This is a genomic window from Streptomyces sp. NPDC048353, from assembly GCF_055587165.1.
In genome coordinates this window covers 251,035-265,137 of sequence record NZ_JBVJGU010000002.1, presented here as the reverse complement: position 1 = coordinate 265,137, position 14,103 = coordinate 251,035, and the positions used below count along the sequence as shown (strand labels likewise).

At 73.3% G+C, this 14,103-nt stretch carries 12 protein-coding genes and 1 pseudogene; 7 read left to right on the top strand and 6 right to left on the bottom strand.

What is annotated here, in order from left to right; translation table 11 throughout:
• Positions 1 to 146 precede the first annotated feature (146 nt).
• On the top strand, positions 147 to 917 hold the full coding sequence (locus ACZ6RC_RS06580; protein ID WP_469579719.1) for a MerR family transcriptional regulator: 771 nt from the start codon (positions 147 to 149) through the stop codon (positions 915 to 917).
• A 187-nt stretch (positions 918 to 1,104) separates the two neighbouring features.
• Here the strand turns inward: ACZ6RC_RS06580 and ACZ6RC_RS06575 are convergent, their stop codons facing one another.
• Together ACZ6RC_RS06575 and ACZ6RC_RS06570 are read right to left on the bottom strand one after the other, a co-directional pair.
• Positions 1,105 to 1,608 carry an EF-hand domain-containing protein gene (locus tag ACZ6RC_RS06575; RefSeq protein WP_391144389.1) on the bottom strand — a complete coding sequence of 168 codons (504 nt, stop codon included), beginning with the start codon at positions 1,606 to 1,608 and terminating at the stop codon, positions 1,105 to 1,107.
• Positions 1,609 to 1,734: 126 nt separating this feature from the next.
• A pseudogene (locus ACZ6RC_RS06570) lies at positions 1,735 to 2,100 on the bottom strand (STAS domain-containing protein); the annotation flags it as partial.
• Between the two features lie 220 nt (positions 2,101 to 2,320).
• Here ACZ6RC_RS06570 and ACZ6RC_RS06565 point away from each other — a divergent pair.
• Together ACZ6RC_RS06565 and ACZ6RC_RS06560 are read left to right on the top strand one after the other, a co-directional pair.
• Positions 2,321 to 2,902 (top strand): sigma-70 family RNA polymerase sigma factor, encoded by a 582-nt coding sequence (locus ACZ6RC_RS06565; RefSeq protein ID WP_391143911.1) that lies wholly within the window; start codon positions 2,321 to 2,323, stop codon positions 2,900 to 2,902.
• Positions 2,899 to 4,272: a zf-HC2 domain-containing protein gene (locus ACZ6RC_RS06560; protein WP_469579717.1), complete on the top strand. Its 1,374-nt coding sequence runs from the start codon at positions 2,899 to 2,901 to the stop codon at positions 4,270 to 4,272. Before ACZ6RC_RS06565 ends, ACZ6RC_RS06560 begins: the two co-directional genes overlap by 4 nt.
• Positions 4,273 to 4,330: 58 nt before the next feature.
• Here the strand turns inward: ACZ6RC_RS06560 and purU are convergent, their stop codons facing one another.
• Positions 4,331 to 5,182, bottom strand: coding sequence for a formyltetrahydrofolate deformylase (gene purU, locus ACZ6RC_RS06555; protein ID WP_453612750.1), 852 nt, complete (start codon positions 5,180 to 5,182; stop codon positions 4,331 to 4,333).
• A 46-nt stretch (positions 5,183 to 5,228) separates the two neighbouring features.
• Positions 5,229 to 5,675 carry an SCO4402 family protein gene (locus ACZ6RC_RS06550; RefSeq protein ID WP_391144386.1) on the bottom strand — a complete coding sequence of 149 codons (447 nt, stop codon included), beginning with the start codon at positions 5,673 to 5,675 and terminating at the stop codon, positions 5,229 to 5,231.
• 181 nt (positions 5,676 to 5,856) lie between these two features.
• Here ACZ6RC_RS06550 and ACZ6RC_RS06545 point away from each other — a divergent pair, with 181 nt between their 5' ends.
• On the top strand, positions 5,857 to 7,188 hold the full coding sequence (locus tag ACZ6RC_RS06545) for an ABC transporter substrate-binding protein (protein WP_453612747.1): 1,332 nt from the start codon (positions 5,857 to 5,859) through the stop codon (positions 7,186 to 7,188).
• Positions 7,189 to 7,216: 28 nt separating this feature from the next.
• Here ACZ6RC_RS06545 and ACZ6RC_RS06540 read toward each other — a convergent pair whose 3' ends face one another.
• Positions 7,217 to 8,839 carry a hypothetical protein gene (locus tag ACZ6RC_RS06540; protein WP_469579714.1) on the bottom strand — a complete coding sequence of 541 codons (1,623 nt, stop codon included), beginning with the start codon at positions 8,837 to 8,839 and terminating at the stop codon, positions 7,217 to 7,219.
• Between the two features lie 142 nt (positions 8,840 to 8,981).
• Complete coding sequence (locus ACZ6RC_RS06535; protein WP_469579712.1) at positions 8,982 to 10,364, bottom strand: transcriptional regulator; 1,383 nt, start codon at positions 10,362 to 10,364, stop codon at positions 8,982 to 8,984.
• A gap of 293 nt (positions 10,365 to 10,657) precedes the next feature.
• Here ACZ6RC_RS06535 and ACZ6RC_RS06530 point away from each other — a divergent pair, with 293 nt between their 5' ends.
• From ACZ6RC_RS06530 to ACZ6RC_RS06520, 3 genes are all read left to right on the top strand, one after another.
• Entirely contained in the window at positions 10,658 to 11,344 is a 687-nt protein-coding gene (locus ACZ6RC_RS06530) for a bifunctional DNA primase/polymerase (protein ID WP_391143896.1), read from the top strand.
• Positions 11,345 to 11,417: 73 nt separating this feature from the next.
• Positions 11,418 to 12,344, top strand: a complete 927-nt coding sequence (locus ACZ6RC_RS06525) for an ABC transporter ATP-binding protein (protein WP_469579711.1) — start codon at positions 11,418 to 11,420, stop codon at positions 12,342 to 12,344.
• Positions 12,341 to 13,984: a transporter gene (locus tag ACZ6RC_RS06520; RefSeq protein WP_469579709.1), complete on the top strand. Its 1,644-nt coding sequence runs from the start codon at positions 12,341 to 12,343 to the stop codon at positions 13,982 to 13,984. The genes ACZ6RC_RS06525 and ACZ6RC_RS06520 overlap by 4 nt, the downstream gene beginning before the upstream one ends.
• Positions 13,985 to 14,103 lie beyond the last annotated feature (119 nt).

The following is a 14,103-nucleotide window of genomic DNA, read 5'->3' as shown; positions in this document are numbered from 1 at the left end:
CTCGCTCTCGCCGTTGTGGGGCGCACCACCGCCGGCGTGAACGACAGGTCCGCGGCGGGGGCTTCGGGCTTGCGCTTTCCGTTGCGGCAACTTCTACGGTCATGTGTGTGGCCGGAGAGACCGGCCCGGCGAGGGAGGCACCGGCAGTGGTTTGGCCTATCGCGGAGGTGGCGCGGATGTCCAAGGTGACCTCGCGGACGCTGCGGCACTACGACGAGATCGGCCTGCTGCCGCCCGCGCGGATCGGGAGCAACGGGCACCGCTACTACGAGGAGGCCGATCTGCTGCGGCTGCAGCAGATCCTGCTGATGCGGGAGCTGGGCCTGGGGCTGCGCGAGATCCAGACGGTCCTGGACCGCCGGCTCGACCAGGTGACTGTGCTCCGTGAGCACCACCGACGGCTGCTCGCGGAGCGGGATCGGCTGGAGACGCTGGCCCGTACGGTCGGCCGCACCATCGCCGAACTGGAAGAAGGCAAGGGCAAGGGCGATATGACGAAGATCAACAAGCCGGAGAACCTGTTCGAGGGATTCCAGGCCCCCTCCGCGGCAGAGGCAGAGGCCGAGGTACGGGAGCGGTGGCCGCAGGCATGGGAGCAGTCCCGGCAGGCCGTCGATGCGATGACCTCCGAGGAGATGGAGCGCTGGCAACGTGAGGTGACGGCGCAGATGATCCGTATGGCGGAGTTCATGATGGCCGGCACGCCGGTGTCCGACCCTGCGGTTCAGGACGAGGTGGACGCCAACTACCAGGGCATCTGCCGGTTCTGGACCCCGACCGCGGCCGCGTACAAGGGTGTGGGCCAGACCTATGTCGACGACCCGCGGATGCGGGCCAACTTCGACAAGATCGCCGTCGGTCTCGCCGTCTACCAGCGCGATGCGATGGCTGTGTACGCCGACAACCGGCTGAGTTGACCGCACGCGGCTCAAGGCTGTTCGGCGGGTCATGGGCGCAGCCGGAGGCGAACGGCTGCGACGGTCACGGTGCCGCACCTTCCGAAGAACGTGGGCCGGGGCGGCAGCGGACGCGTCATCACCGACCGCCGAACACCCACCGGAACGATCTCGCCACTTTCCGGTCACATGACCCGTCGGACACGACCTAGGCCTCGCGGACCTCCGTCATGAAGTAGCGGGCGAAGGCGGTCACGGCCGCCTCCTCGTCGATCTTGCCCGCGTCGTCGGCCGGCAGCGAACGGGCGCTCAGGGACGCCGCCGACTGCTCGATGCCGAGCGCCCGCAGCGCCCGTTCCACGTCGTCCCTGGTGGGGGCGATGGCCAACAGGGCGTGCAGGAAGGGCCGGGCGATCTCGGCGAAGCGTTCGGGGTGGTCGTGCAGGCGCTTGATCGCGCCGCCGACGAACTCCTGCTGGCTCACCCGCTGGTCGCCGTCGACGTCGGCGATCCCCGCCATGCCCTGCCAGAACGCCTCGGCGCCGGTGACCAGCGCCTGGCCCTTGTCACAGCGGAAGGAGGTGTCGAACTCCGTCAGGAGGCGTTTCGCCGCCGTGTTGAAGTCCTCGCGGGAGATGGTCCCGTCACCGTCCTGATCGAACGCGGCGAAGCGGGAGGCGATACGGCGCTGGTAGAGCTGCTCGGATTCCATGGGCTCCATGTGCGGACCTTACGACGCGGAGGCGCCCTATGCCGAGAGGGGCGGAGCGGTCAGGCGCCGCCCGGAGGACGACTGCGGGGGTACGGAGGCGGTCTGACCGGCGAGGGAGTCCACGGGAAGCGGGCGGGCGCGCTCGTCGACCGCGTCGGCGGTGTCGGCGTACACGTCGAAGAGCCGCCGGACGCCCAGCGCGGCCAGCACCCGGTTGACGTGCGAGCCCTCCAGGTCGCCGCGCGCGGGGAGCACCATCCGCAGCCGGCCGCCGCAGGAACGCATCAGCCGGCGGGAGGCGATGAGGACGCCGACCCCGCTGGAGTCGCAGAACTCGACGCCGGACAGGTCGAGGACGACGTGGTGGCGGCCGACCGCGACGGCCGCGTGCACGCGTCTGCGGACCACAGGGGACGTCACCAGGTCGAGTTCCCCCTGGACCCGCAGCACGGTCCAGGGGCCCTGCTCGTCTTCGTCGACGGTGAGCGTCACGCGGCGCGCCCTTCAAGCGGAGGGAGTCGTTCCTGTCCCCTCCCGCTGCCCGCTCTCGTCGCACTGAAACCCATCGTGCACGGAATGACGCTTTCCTTACCATCCAGGGCCGGTCCGGGGGGCGCACTTGTCGCAAAGGGGGGTGTGTGCCGGTGCGGCGCATTACTTTGGACGGTGAACTCGGGTCGGGAGGGCGCCGAAGAGCTCCGGAGGGCTTCGTATGGCGAAGGACACACCACCGCGCTGGGACCGCAGGATGCAGCAGCGGCTCGCGCGCGGTGAGGCGGCCGCGCTCGGCGAGCTGTACGACCGGTTCGCCTCCCTGGTGCACAGCCTCGCCCACCGGGTGCTGGACGACGACGACGCGGCGGACCAGGTCACCCGGGAGGTCTTCGGCTACGTCTGGGAGAACCCCGACGCCTACGACCCGAAGCAGGGCAACCTCCGTTCCTGGGTCGCCAAGCTCACCCAGCGGCAGGCCGTGCACCGGCTGCGGCAGAACGAGGCGACGGCGTTCGCGGAGACCGGCGAGGGCTCGGCGGAGGAGCTGGAGCAGAAGGTGCGGCGGGCCTCGGTCGCGGCCCGCGCGGACTACATCGTGACGTCGATGCCGGCGCCGCTGCGGGCCGCGCTGGAACTGGCCTATTTCCAGCGGCGCGACTATCGCCAGACGGCGGCCGACCTCGGTGTCACGGAGGACGAGGCGCGGCGCCGGCTGCGGCTCGGACTGCAGTTGCTGTCCACGGCGAACACCCGCCCGCTGGAGAACTCCTCACCGCCCGGCTACGGACGTTCGCTGTGAACGACGCGAACGGCGACCCGGACGAGGTCGCGCGCGCTCCCCGCATACCCGGGCCGCGCTGGGCCCCGGACGACCACGCGGACCTCTCCGCGCCCCCGGCGCCCGCTCCCCCGCCGGAGGCGAAGCCGGAACCGAAGCCGGAGCCGGAACCGGAGTCGATGCGGGACCCGGAGCCGCCGCCCGGCCCCGACGCGGTGACGGCGCCCGACCCGGCGCCCGCTCCCCCGCCCGACCCGGCGCCCGTGGCCGAGCCCGCGCCGCCCGCCGCGCCCCCGACCCACGCCGTGCTCAAGTCCCTGCTCGGGGCCTGGGCACTCTCCGCGTGTTCCCCGGAGGAGACCCAGGCCGTCGAGGACCACCTGACCGAGTGCGCCCCCTGCGCGGACGAGGCGCTGCGGCTGCGGGACGCCGTCGGCCTGCTGCACGCCGAGCGGGACCTGGACCTCGACCCGCTGCTGCGCTCCCGGGTCCTGGAGAACTGCCTGGGCCGCCGCCCCGCCCGTATCCCGGTGCCCGCCTGGGCGACCCCGTACGACGCGGAGACCGCCCGCCTCGACGCGCTGCTGCGGGACATCGGCGAGTCGGAGTGGCACGCCCCGGTGCGGCTGAAGTGGTTCGACGGCGAGCGCCCGGCCCGGCGCAAGACGACCGTCGCCGGGGTGATCGGGCATCTGCTGACCGTGGACGGCCTGGTCTCGACGGCGCTCGGCCTGGACGACCCGCTGGGCGCCGACGCACCGGAACAGGCCCCCACGGCGCGCACGGAGGCGTACTGGCAGGGCTCGTACCATCCGCCGACGCGCAAGGTCCGCGAGCCGTGGCGGGAGCAGAGCCACACGCTGATCCGCACGGTGTCCTTCGCCGGGCGGGGCGTCGCCGACATGACCGTCACCTACGGCGACTTCGCGCTGCCGCTGCGGGACTCGCTGCTGGAGCGGGCCTTCGAATGCTGGGTGCACGCCGACGACATCGCCAACGCGGTGGCGTATCCGTACGAACCGCCCAGCGGCCCGCACCTGCACGACATGATCGACCTGGCGGCCCGGCTGCTTCCGGCCGCCCTCGCGGGACGCCGTCGCGCGGGCCTGGCCTCACCGCCCCGCCATCTGGTCGCGGCGGGCGCCCCCGGCCGCTCGCTCCATCTGGAGGTCGAGGGCTCGGGCGGCGGCCACTGGTACATAGCCCTGGACTCCCCGGCGGCCGTCGGCTCCCCGGACCACGCGGTGGCCCAGGTGGCCATGGACGGGGTCGAGTTCTGCCAGCTCGTCGCGGGCCACGTGCCTCCGGAGGAGGCGGCGGCCGGTCAGGACGGCGACCGGGAGGCGATCAGGGACGTCCTCTTCGCGGCGGCGTCACTGAGCAGGCTGTAGGGCGTGTGCCGAGAGTCCCGTCCGGCCGGGACCGCCCGGCCGCCCGGGCCGCGAGACGTCAGGCGAAGACGACCGTGCGGCGGCCGTTGAGGAGGATGCGCCGCTCGGCATGCCACTTCACGGCGCGGGCCAGGGCCTGGCACTCCACGTCGCGGCCGACCGCCACCAGCTGGTCCGGGGTGACCTCGTGGCCCACCCGCTCGACCTCCTGCTCGATGATCGGCCCCTCGTCGAGATCGGCCGTCACGTAGTGCGCGGTCGCGCCGATCAGCTTCACCCCGCGCGTGTGCGCCTGGTGGTAGGGCTTCGCGCCCTTGAAGCTCGGCAGGAAGGAGTGGTGGATGTTGATGATCCGGCCGGAGAGCTGCTTGCACAGGTCGTCGGAGAGCACCTGCATGTACCGGGCGAGGACGACCAGCTCCACCCGCTCGGAGCGGACCAGCTCCAGCAGCTCCGCCTCCGCCTCCGGCTTGTTCTCCTTGGTGACCGGAATGTGCCGGAACGGAATCTCGTACGAGCCCACCAGCTCGGCGAAGTCGGTGTGGTTGGAGACGACCGCCACGATCTCGACGGGCAGCGCCCCGATCCGCGAACGGAACAGCAGGTCGTTGAGGCAGTGACCGAACTTCGACACCATCAGCACGACCCGCATGCGCTCGTCGGCGCGGTTGATGTGCCAGTCCATCGTGAACGCGTCGCCCACCGCCGCGAAGCTCGCCCGCAGCTTGTCCACCGTGACCGGCGCCTCCGCCGAGAAGTGGACGCGCATGAAGAAGAGACCCGTGTCCCGGTCTCCGAACTGCTGACTGTCCTCGATATTGCAGCCGGTGATGAAGAGGTAGCTCGACACGGCGTGCACGATGCCCTGTTTGTCGGGGCAGGAGAGAGTGAGGACGTACTGGTCGGTCATCCCGCTAGCCTGCCACACGGCGCGGGCCCGTCAGGGACGGCGTCCGTCAGGCGGAACGCGTCATGATGCGCAGGACGTCCAGGGAGCGGGGCGGCTCGTCCGGGTCCTCGCCGTCCGCCGACGCCATCCGCACGTGTGCCTCGCGGGCGGCCCGGACCGCCTCCGGCCAGCCGTGGTGCTCCATGTAGGCCGAGACCGGCGCGTCGGGGCCCACCTGGTGCATGATCCGCAGCACGCGCAGCACGGCGACGTCCACCAGGGCGGCCTCGCCCGAGTCGCGGAAGATCGTCCCGACGTACTTCTCGGCGGACCAGTTGTCCAGCCAGGTGTCCTCGACCAGGCGGTAGACGGCGTCGGTGACGTCGCCGTACCCCTCGTGGCCGGCCAGCCAGGTCGTCTCGTGGAACCCGGGGTCGGAGAGCATGTGCAGCGCCGAGCGCACGTTACTGCGCCAGCGCCACCAGGGCATGTCGTTGAGCGGCATGCCGCCCATGGTGGGGGAGCGACGGCCGCGACGGGAAGAGTTCACCGAACCGGAGACAGGACTGGACACCTTTCGATCGTACGTTCCCCATTCTTGACGGCCGACCGGCCCCCGTAATTCACCTTCGCGTCACCCACCGTTGAACCATGCTCACTCCCGCGTTACCCGTGAGGCGGAAATGTGCATGCCCATGACCGGTAGGCGACTGACCTCACTCCTCGCGTACGTCACGACGGCGACGGCAGGCGCGGCACTGCTCGCCGGCTGCGGCGTGATCCCTGGGGCCACGGGGGGCTCCAGGGAGCCCGTCACCGTGATGACCTGGGCACCCGACGGCACCCGGGCCACCAACATGCCCGGCATGCCCGCCATGGCGCAGGCCTACGCCCGCTGGATCAACTCCACGGGCGGCATCGACGGCCACGAGCTGCGCATCCTCACTTGCAACGAACAGAACACCTCCGCCGGCGCCGCCGCCTGCGCCCGCCGGGCGGTCCGCGAGGACGTCGTCGCCGTCGTCGGCTCCTACAGCCAGAACGGCCGGGGCTTCATGGCCCCCCTGGAGGCGGCGGGCATCCCGTACGTCGGGGGCTACGGCATCTCCGAGGACGAGTTCACCAGCCCGCTCTCCTATCCGGTCAACGGCGGCCAGGCCTCCCTCATGGCCGGCCACGGCATGCAGCTGGCCGAGTCCTGCCGCAAGGTCTCCCTCGTCCGGCCCGACACCATCGCCGGCGACAAGCTGCCCGCCCTCCTCGACTCCGGGCTCCGCACCTCCCGGCACGGTGGGGCCACCGACATCCCGGCCCTGGAGGACGCCGCCGAGTACACCCAGCAGGCCGGCCGCGCCCGCAGCAAGGCCGGGCGGGAGGACGGCTGCGTGGCCGCCGTCCTGGGCGAGCGCACCCAGACCTTCTTCGACTCCTTCCGCCGCCTGCCCGCGAACGGGAGCCCGGCCACGGAGGACGGCGGGGACGGCGGGAGCGGCGGGAGCGGCGAGGGCTCGGCCGGGGGCGACGCGAAGAAGACGTCCGGGGTACGGATCTCCTCGGTCCTCGGCAGCGTCAGCCAGCCGGTCATCGACCGCACGGGCGGCGCCCGCAGCCCCTTCGAGGGCGCGTACGTCACCGGCTGGTACCCGGAGGCGGACGACCCGCGCTGGGAGCCCATGCGCAAGGTCATCCAGGAGCACGCCTTCGCCGACAACCGCGTGGACCCCTCCGACGCGGGCGTCCAGACGACCTGGATCGCGTACACCGTCCTGAAGCAGGTGATCGAGTCCCTCGACACCGACTCCGTCGAGGCGAGCGCCGTCTCGCACGCCCTCGACCAGGGCGTCCGGATCGACACCGGCGGCCTCACACCCGAACTGCGCTGGCACTACGAGGACATGCTCGGCGCCCCCGGCTTCCCCCGGATCGTCAACCACGAGGTGACGTTCCAAGTGGTCCGCCAGGGGCGGCTCGTGGCGCAGAAGCCCGGCTTCGTGGACGTCGGCGAGACCGTCCTCAGCGCTCCCTGAGCCCCCTTACGGACGCGGGCGTCCGGCCTCAGAGCTGGGTCGGGGTCCGCTGCGGCAGGCCGTACTTCGTGGCGGTCGGGTTCCACAGCCCGGCCGCCTCGCGCTTGGCCGTGGTGGCCTCGCCGCTCTTCTTGTTCGCCTCGGCCGTCCGGCTGGTGCTCCGGGCCTTGCCCCCCTTGCACGCCTTCTTGGCCTTCATCTGGACGGCCCAGGCGGCGTAGTGGTCGTCGGCGGAGGCCGACGCCTGCCACGCCTTGGTGAGGGCGGCGGTCAGCGCGGCGTTGTCCGGCAGCTTGTCGACGGACAGGCCCCCCAGGCGTGTCACCAGCTCCCGGCGCTGCGCGGCGGCGCCCCGCAGGTCGGTGGCGGCCTGGTCGAGGTTCTTGCACTGCTTGATGGACTCGACCGAGCGGATCACCGCGTCCCGGCTGTTGTTGCTGTCCGCGAGCAGCTTGTCGAGCGCCTGCGCCTGCGGTTCGGCGGGGTCGGCGGCCTTCTCGGTCGGGGCGGTGGTGGACGGGGCGCCCGTACCGGCGCTCGCGCTCTGGCCGGGCTTCTCGCCCTTGTCGTCGTCCCCGCCGCTGAGCAGCGCCCCGGCGCCCAGCCCCACGACCGCGCAGCCGACGACGACGGCGGCGATCAGCGCGACCGGCGACTTCCGGCGCGGCGCGGGCTCGTCGTCGCCGTCGTAGTAGGCGTCCTGGAATCCGTACGGCTGCGGCGGCCGCGGCCCCTGCGGCTGGTTCCCGTACGGAGGCTGGTGGTGCTGCGGGGGCTGGGGGGCCTGGTGGTGCGGCGGCTGCTGCGGCAGGTGCTGCGTCGAGTCGCTGCGGAAGAGGTTGTCGAACTCGGCGGGCGGCTGCCGCTCACCGGCGGGCTGCGACGGTACGGGAGCGATGTACTGCGTCGCGTCGGAGGCGCCGGCCGGCTGCCGGCTCAGCGGCCCGGTCCCCAGGAACTGGGTGTCGGAGCCGCCGCCCTGCCCGGTGACCGGCGGGATGTGCTGGGTCGCCTGCATGTCGTCGGCGGCCCCGGCCTGCGGATAGCCGTACCCGCCGGCCGCCTGCGCCTGCTGCGGATAGCCGTACCCGCCCTGCGGCGGAAGCGGCCCCGGCGCCTGCTGCCCGCGCGGGTCTCCCCCGGACGCCTGCGCCTGCTGCGGATAGCCGTACCCGCCCTGCGGCGGAAGCGGCCCGGACGACTGGTGCGGGTGCGCCCCGGGTATCGCCCCCGGCGCGGACCCCGGCCCCTGACCCTGCGCGGCGCCCGGCATCGGACCCGGCATCGGGCCCGGCCCGTGGCCCTGCCCGGGTGCCCCGCCCTGGCCCTGCGCTGTGCCCGGCATCGGACCCGGCATGGGGCCCGGCTGCCCGCCGTGGGGCGGGAACGGGGCGATGTACTGCGTCGCCTGCATGTCCGCGGCCGCGCCCGGCACCGTCTCCGGCGGCAGCGGCTGCGCCGGGGGCAGGGGCTGCCCGCCGCCCGGACGGCCGCCGCCGGGACCCCAGGCACCGCCCCACGGCTGACCGCCGGCGGGGCCGGCGGCCGGGCCGCCCTCCGCGCCGCCTTCTGCGGGCAGCACGACACCTTCGTGCGCGGGCCGTACCGCCGGCGGATACTGCGGCTCCGGACCCTGTCCGCTTTGCGTCACCGGGACTCCTACTGATGGACCTACGGAATCGTCGGCTCACGCTACCGGGTGCGCCCAGCGGTCCGCACACGCGTGTGAAACCCGCTACAAAGCCCCCACGCGCGCCCGGGCCGCCGCACCGCCCGGGCCCTCGTGACCCCCGTCACGCGGCGAGCGTCTCCAGCCGCGCCCCGAACTCCCGTACCGCCGGCTCCCGGGCGAACGGCTCGAAGCGGTCCTTCAGATCGTCCAGATACTCCGCGCCCCGCGACGACCGCAGCGTGGCGAGCAGTTCCACCGCCCGCGAGCCCGTGTCGCAGGCCTGCTCCACCTCCCGGTGCTGCAGCTGCGCCGACGCCAGCAGCACCAGGCCGATCGCCCGCCGCCGCGCCCGCGTCTCCGGATGCCCGCGCAGCGAGTCCTCCGCCGCCCGCGCCGCCTCCGCCGGCATCCCCAGGTCGCGGTAGCAGTGCGCCAGTTCGTCCGACAGATAGGCGTGGTCGAAGTGCGCGATCCACGCCGGGTCCTCGCCCGACTCCGGATCGGCCTGCTCCAGCGCGCGTACGGCACGCCCCGCCACCACCTCGAAGGAGCGGACGTCCCCGAGCAGCGCGTGCCCCCGGGCCTCCGCGGCGTAGAACATCGCCTCCGCCCTCGGCGTGACGTGCCCCCGCGCCCCTTCCTGCGCCGCCCGCGCCAACTGCGCGATCTCGCGCGGGTTCCCCAGGTCCGCCGCCAGGTGGCTCATCGAGGCCGCGAGGACATAGCCGCCGTAGCCGCGGTCGCCCGCCGCCTGCGCGAGCCGCAGCGCCTGGATGTAATAGCGTTGGGCCAGACCCGGCTGCCCGGTGTCCACGGCCATGTACCCGGCCAGTTCGGTGAGCCGCGCGACCGCCCCGAACAGCTCCCGGCCCACCGACTCGCGGTACGACCCCGAAAGCAGCCCGGACACCGCGCTGTTGAGGTAGTGCACCAGCACCGGCCGCACGTGCCCGCTGCCGAACCGCCGGTCCAGGTCGACCAGCGCGCTCGTCATGGCCCGGACCGCCGCCACGTCCGCCGACCCGACCCGCGCCCCCGCCGACCGGGCCACCTGCGCGTCCGCGCCGGTGATCAGCCAGTCCCGGCTCGGCTCGACCAGCGCGGAGGCCGCCACCGTCGAACCCGACAGGAAGTCCCGGCGCCCCACGTCGCTGCGCCACAGCTCGCAGACCTGCTCGATCGCGCCCAGCACGGTCGGCGCGAACTGCAGCCCCACACCGCCCGCGAGGTTCCGGCCGTTCGCCATCCCGATCTCGTCGATCGTGACCGTGCGTCCCAGCTTGCGGCCCAGCGCCTCGGCGATGACGCCGGGCGCCCGGCCGCGCGGCTGCTGCCCGCGCAGCCACCTCGCCACGGACGTCTTGTCGTACCTCAGGTCCAGGCCGCGTTCGGCCCCGACCATGTTGACTCTGCGGGCGAGGCCGGCGTTGGAACACCCGGCCTCCTGAATGAGCGCCTGCAGCCGTTCGTTCGGCTGACGGGCAACGAGTGGCCTGGCTGCCATGACAAACCCCCTGAGGCCGGTCGTGATCGGTGGCTCCGGTCGGTGATCGGTCGAACCCGACTGAAGTGAACTGATCACTGCCCGACGGATATCCGGTCAATGCCGATGTGAACACGCGAAACCGGACGCATCGGCCGCTCCCTCGCCGCCGCCGGCCCCCACCCTGGTTACCCCGCCCTCGCGCCCGGGCCTCACGCGCGCCCCCGCCCGTGCACCCATGCGCCCCGCGTGCAGGATCGATGCCCCGCACCGCTCTTGGCCCATGCCCGTAACTCCAGGTGACGGCGGCAGTTGTGTTCACCGTGGAAGAGACCATGGGAGTCACGGAAGCCGCACACATCCCCAAGCAGCGAGGCGAGCAGCTGCTGGACTGCGCCGTGCGGTACGCGGAAGAGCGGCACTGGGACGTGTTCCCCGGGACCTGGCTGGAAGCCGTCGAGGGCAGGGAGCGCTGCTCCTGCGGCGTCGACAGCTGCGTCTCGCCGGGCGCCCACCCGGCGAGGCCCGACTGGTCGACCCAGGCGACGGGCAGCGCCGTCGGGGCGCGGCGCATGTGGTCGAAGCAGCCGAAGGCGTCGATCCTGCTGCCGACCGGCCGTACCTTCGACGCGATCGACGTGCCCGAGGCGGCCGGTTTCCTCGCGCTGGCCCGGATGGAGCGCATGGAGCTCACGCTCGGCCCGGTGACCTGCACCCCCGACCGCCGGATGTTCTTCTTCGTCCTGCCCGGTGCCGCGACGAAGGTGCCGGACCTGGTGCGCAAGCTCGGCTGGGCCCCGACCTCGATTGACCTGCTCACGCGCGGCGAGGGCCACTACGTGGCGGCGCCGCCCACCCGGGTCGGCGGGCACGGCGCCGTGCAGTGGGCGCGGCGGCCGACCGCCGCCAACCGCTGGCTCCCCGACGCGGAGGAGCTGATCAGCCCCCTCGCGTACGCGTGTGGCCGGGAAGCGGCGGCGGCGCGGGACCGCAACGCTTGACCGGACGGCCAAGGAGCCGTCCCCGTAAGGTTGTCCCTCCATCGCACGGGGACGACCGAGGGGTTGACGGACCATGCCTGACCAGGCATTCGACGAAGCGTTCCACGCGGCGGGCGGCGCACCGGACACCGGTGCGACGCCCGCCGTCCGCGTCGAGGGGCTGTGGAAGCGTTTCGGCCAGCAGATCGCGGTGAACGGCGTCGATCTCGTCCTGCCCGCGGGGAAGTTCATCGGCCTCGTCGGACCGAACGGCGCGGGCAAGACGACCACCCTCTCGATGATCACCGGCCTGCTCCGTCCCGACCAGGGGCGCGTGCTGGTCGCCGGGCACGACGTCTGGGCCGATCCGGAGTCGGTGGCGCAGGTCAAGGCCCGGATCGGCATCCTGCCGGAGGGGCTGCGCCTCTTCGAGCGGCTGTCGGGGCGGGAACTCCTCGCGTACACCGGTCGGCTGCGCGGCCTGCCCGGCGCGGAGGTCGACAAGCGGGCCACCCAGCTGCTCGACGTCCTGGACCTGGCGGGCGCGCAGCACAAGCTGGTGGTGGACTACTCCACCGGTATGCGCAAGAAGATCGGTCTGGCGGCCGCGCTGCTGCACAACCCCGAGGTGCTCTTCCTGGACGAGCCGTTCGAGGGTGTCGACCCCGTCTCCGCGCAGACCATCCGGGGCGTCCTGGAGCGGTACACCGCGTCGGGCGCGACCGTCGTGTTCTCCAGCCACGTGATGGAGCTGGTGGAGTCGCTGTGCGACTGGGTCGCGGTGATGGCGGCCGGCCGCATCCGCGCGCAGGGCCCGCTCGCGGAGGTCCGCGGCGAGGCGCCTTCCCTGCAGGCCGCGTTCCTGGAGCTCGTCGGGGCGCAGGGCCGGGACACCGGCGAGTCGCTGGACTGGCTGGGCGGCGGCGCGATCCGGGACGCGGGTGCCGGTGGGGCCGGTGGGGCCGGGAAGGATCTCGGCGGCGGCAACGGCGCGGGCGGCAGCGGCGGTACGGGACGATGAGCGCCCCGACGGCCGCGCCGGCGGCCTCCGCCCCCTCCCCCTCCGCGCCCTCCCTCACCTCCGTCTTCGTCGGGCTCAAGCTGGCGCTGCTGCGCAACGGACTGCGCCAGTCGAGCGGACGCACCGCCGTGTTCGTCACCTCGGCCGTGTGCGCCGCGGTCTTCGCGGCCGCGATACTCCTGGCCTTCGTGCTGATGCGGGGCAACGCCGACGCCGACATCATCGCCGTGCTGCTCATCGGCGTGCTGGCGATCGCCTGGGCGGTGATGCCGCTGTTCGCGGCGGGCGGCGACGAGACGCTGGACCCCTCGCGGCTCGTGATGCTGCCGCTGCGGCCCCGGCCGCTGGTCCGGGCGCTGCTCGTCTCCTCGCTGATCGGCATCGGTCCGGCGTTCACGCTGTGCATGGCGCTCGGCGCCGTCCTGGCCCTGGCGCGGGGCGCTGCGGGCGTGCTGGTCGCGGTGGTGGCCGTGCCGTTGACGGTGCTGGTGTGCGTGGCGCTGGCGCGGGCGGTCGCGGCTGCCAACGTACGGCTGCTGACCTCGCGCAAGGGCCGTGATCTGGCGGTGCTGAGCGGTCTGCTGATCGCGGTGGGGATCCAGTTCGTCAACTTCGGGGCGCAGCAGCTCGGCAGGGCGGGGGGCCTGTCCTCGCTGGAGCCGGTCGCGGCCGTCGTGAGCTGGCTGCCGCCCGCCTCGGCGGTCGCGGCCGTCGACGCGGCGTCCGGAGGCGACTACGGCGTCGCGGCGGGGCAGTCGGCCGTGACGGTCCTCGTCCTCTGCGCGCTCCTCGTGTGGTGGCAGCGGAGCCTGGTCACGCTGATGACGGCGCCGGACGGCTCGACGATCGGGGCGGCCAGCGGCGCGACCGCGGCGGACAAGGCCGGCCGGGGCCGCCTGGCGCGGCTGCTGCCCGGCGGCCGTACGGGCACGGTGATGGAGCGCGGTCTGCGCTACATGTGGCGGGACCCGAAGACGAAGGCGTCCTGGGTCTCCTCGCTGGCGGTCGGGGCGATCGTGCCGTTCCTCAACGCCGTCCAGGGCACGGGGTCGATCTACTTCGCCTGCTTCGCCACCGGGATGCTCGGCATCCAGATGTACAACCAGTTCGGGCAGGACACCTCGGCGTTCTGGATGGTCGCCCAGACGATCTCGACCCCGGCGGACGCCTACGCCGAGCTCCGCGCGCGGGCGCTGGCGCTGCTGCTGGTCACGCTCCCGTTCACGGTCCTGGTGACGGTGGGCACGGCGGCGCTCCTGGGCGACTGGTCGGTGCTGCCGGAGGGGCTGGGCCTCGCCCTGGCCCTGCTGGGCGCGATGACGGGGGCCGGGGCGTTCACCTCGGCGGCCTTCCCGTACTCGATCCCGCAGGACGGCGCCTTCAAGAGCGCGGCCCCGGGCCAGGGCGGCCTGGCGTGGATGTCGATCCTCGGCGGCATGGTCGCGGGGGCGCTGCTGTGCGGCCCGGTGATCGGGGCGACGATCTGGCTCCACGTCGCCGACCTGCACTCCTTCCTGTGGCTGCTGTTCCCGCTCGGCGCGGTCTACGGCGGGCTGCTGGTGTGGGCGGGCCTGCGGCTGGCGGCGCCGCGCACCGCGTACCGGCTGCCGGAGATCCTCACGGCGGTCAGCAAGGGCTGAGCCCCCTTCCGTGGGGGGGGGGGGGGGGGGGGGGGGGGGGGGGCCCCCCCCGGGGGGGGGGGGGGCCCCCGGAAACAAAATAGCGGGCACCCCCCGGCGCCGGGTGTTGGTGGGGGTTT

Coding starts and splice junctions, on each gene's coding strand:
- ACZ6RC_RS06535 (WP_469579712.1), bottom strand. CDS start 10,364: ATGGCAGCCAGGCCACTCGTTGCCCGTCAGCCGAACGAACGGCTGCAG.
- purU (WP_453612750.1), bottom strand. CDS start 5,182: ATGACCGACCAGTACGTCCTCACTCTCTCCTGCCCCGACAAACAGGGC.
- ACZ6RC_RS06575 (WP_391144389.1), bottom strand. CDS start 1,608: ATGGAATCCGAGCAGCTCTACCAGCGCCGTATCGCCTCCCGCTTCGCC.
- ACZ6RC_RS06520 (WP_469579709.1), top strand. CDS start 12,341: ATGAGCGCCCCGACGGCCGCGCCGGCGGCCTCCGCCCCCTCCCCCTCC.
- ACZ6RC_RS06565 (WP_391143911.1), top strand. CDS start 2,321: ATGGCGAAGGACACACCACCGCGCTGGGACCGCAGGATGCAGCAGCGG.
- ACZ6RC_RS06525 (WP_469579711.1), top strand. CDS start 11,418: ATGCCTGACCAGGCATTCGACGAAGCGTTCCACGCGGCGGGCGGCGCA.
- ACZ6RC_RS06545 (WP_453612747.1), top strand. CDS start 5,857: ATGACCGGTAGGCGACTGACCTCACTCCTCGCGTACGTCACGACGGCG.
- ACZ6RC_RS06550 (WP_391144386.1), bottom strand. CDS start 5,675: ATGGGCGGCATGCCGCTCAACGACATGCCCTGGTGGCGCTGGCGCAGT.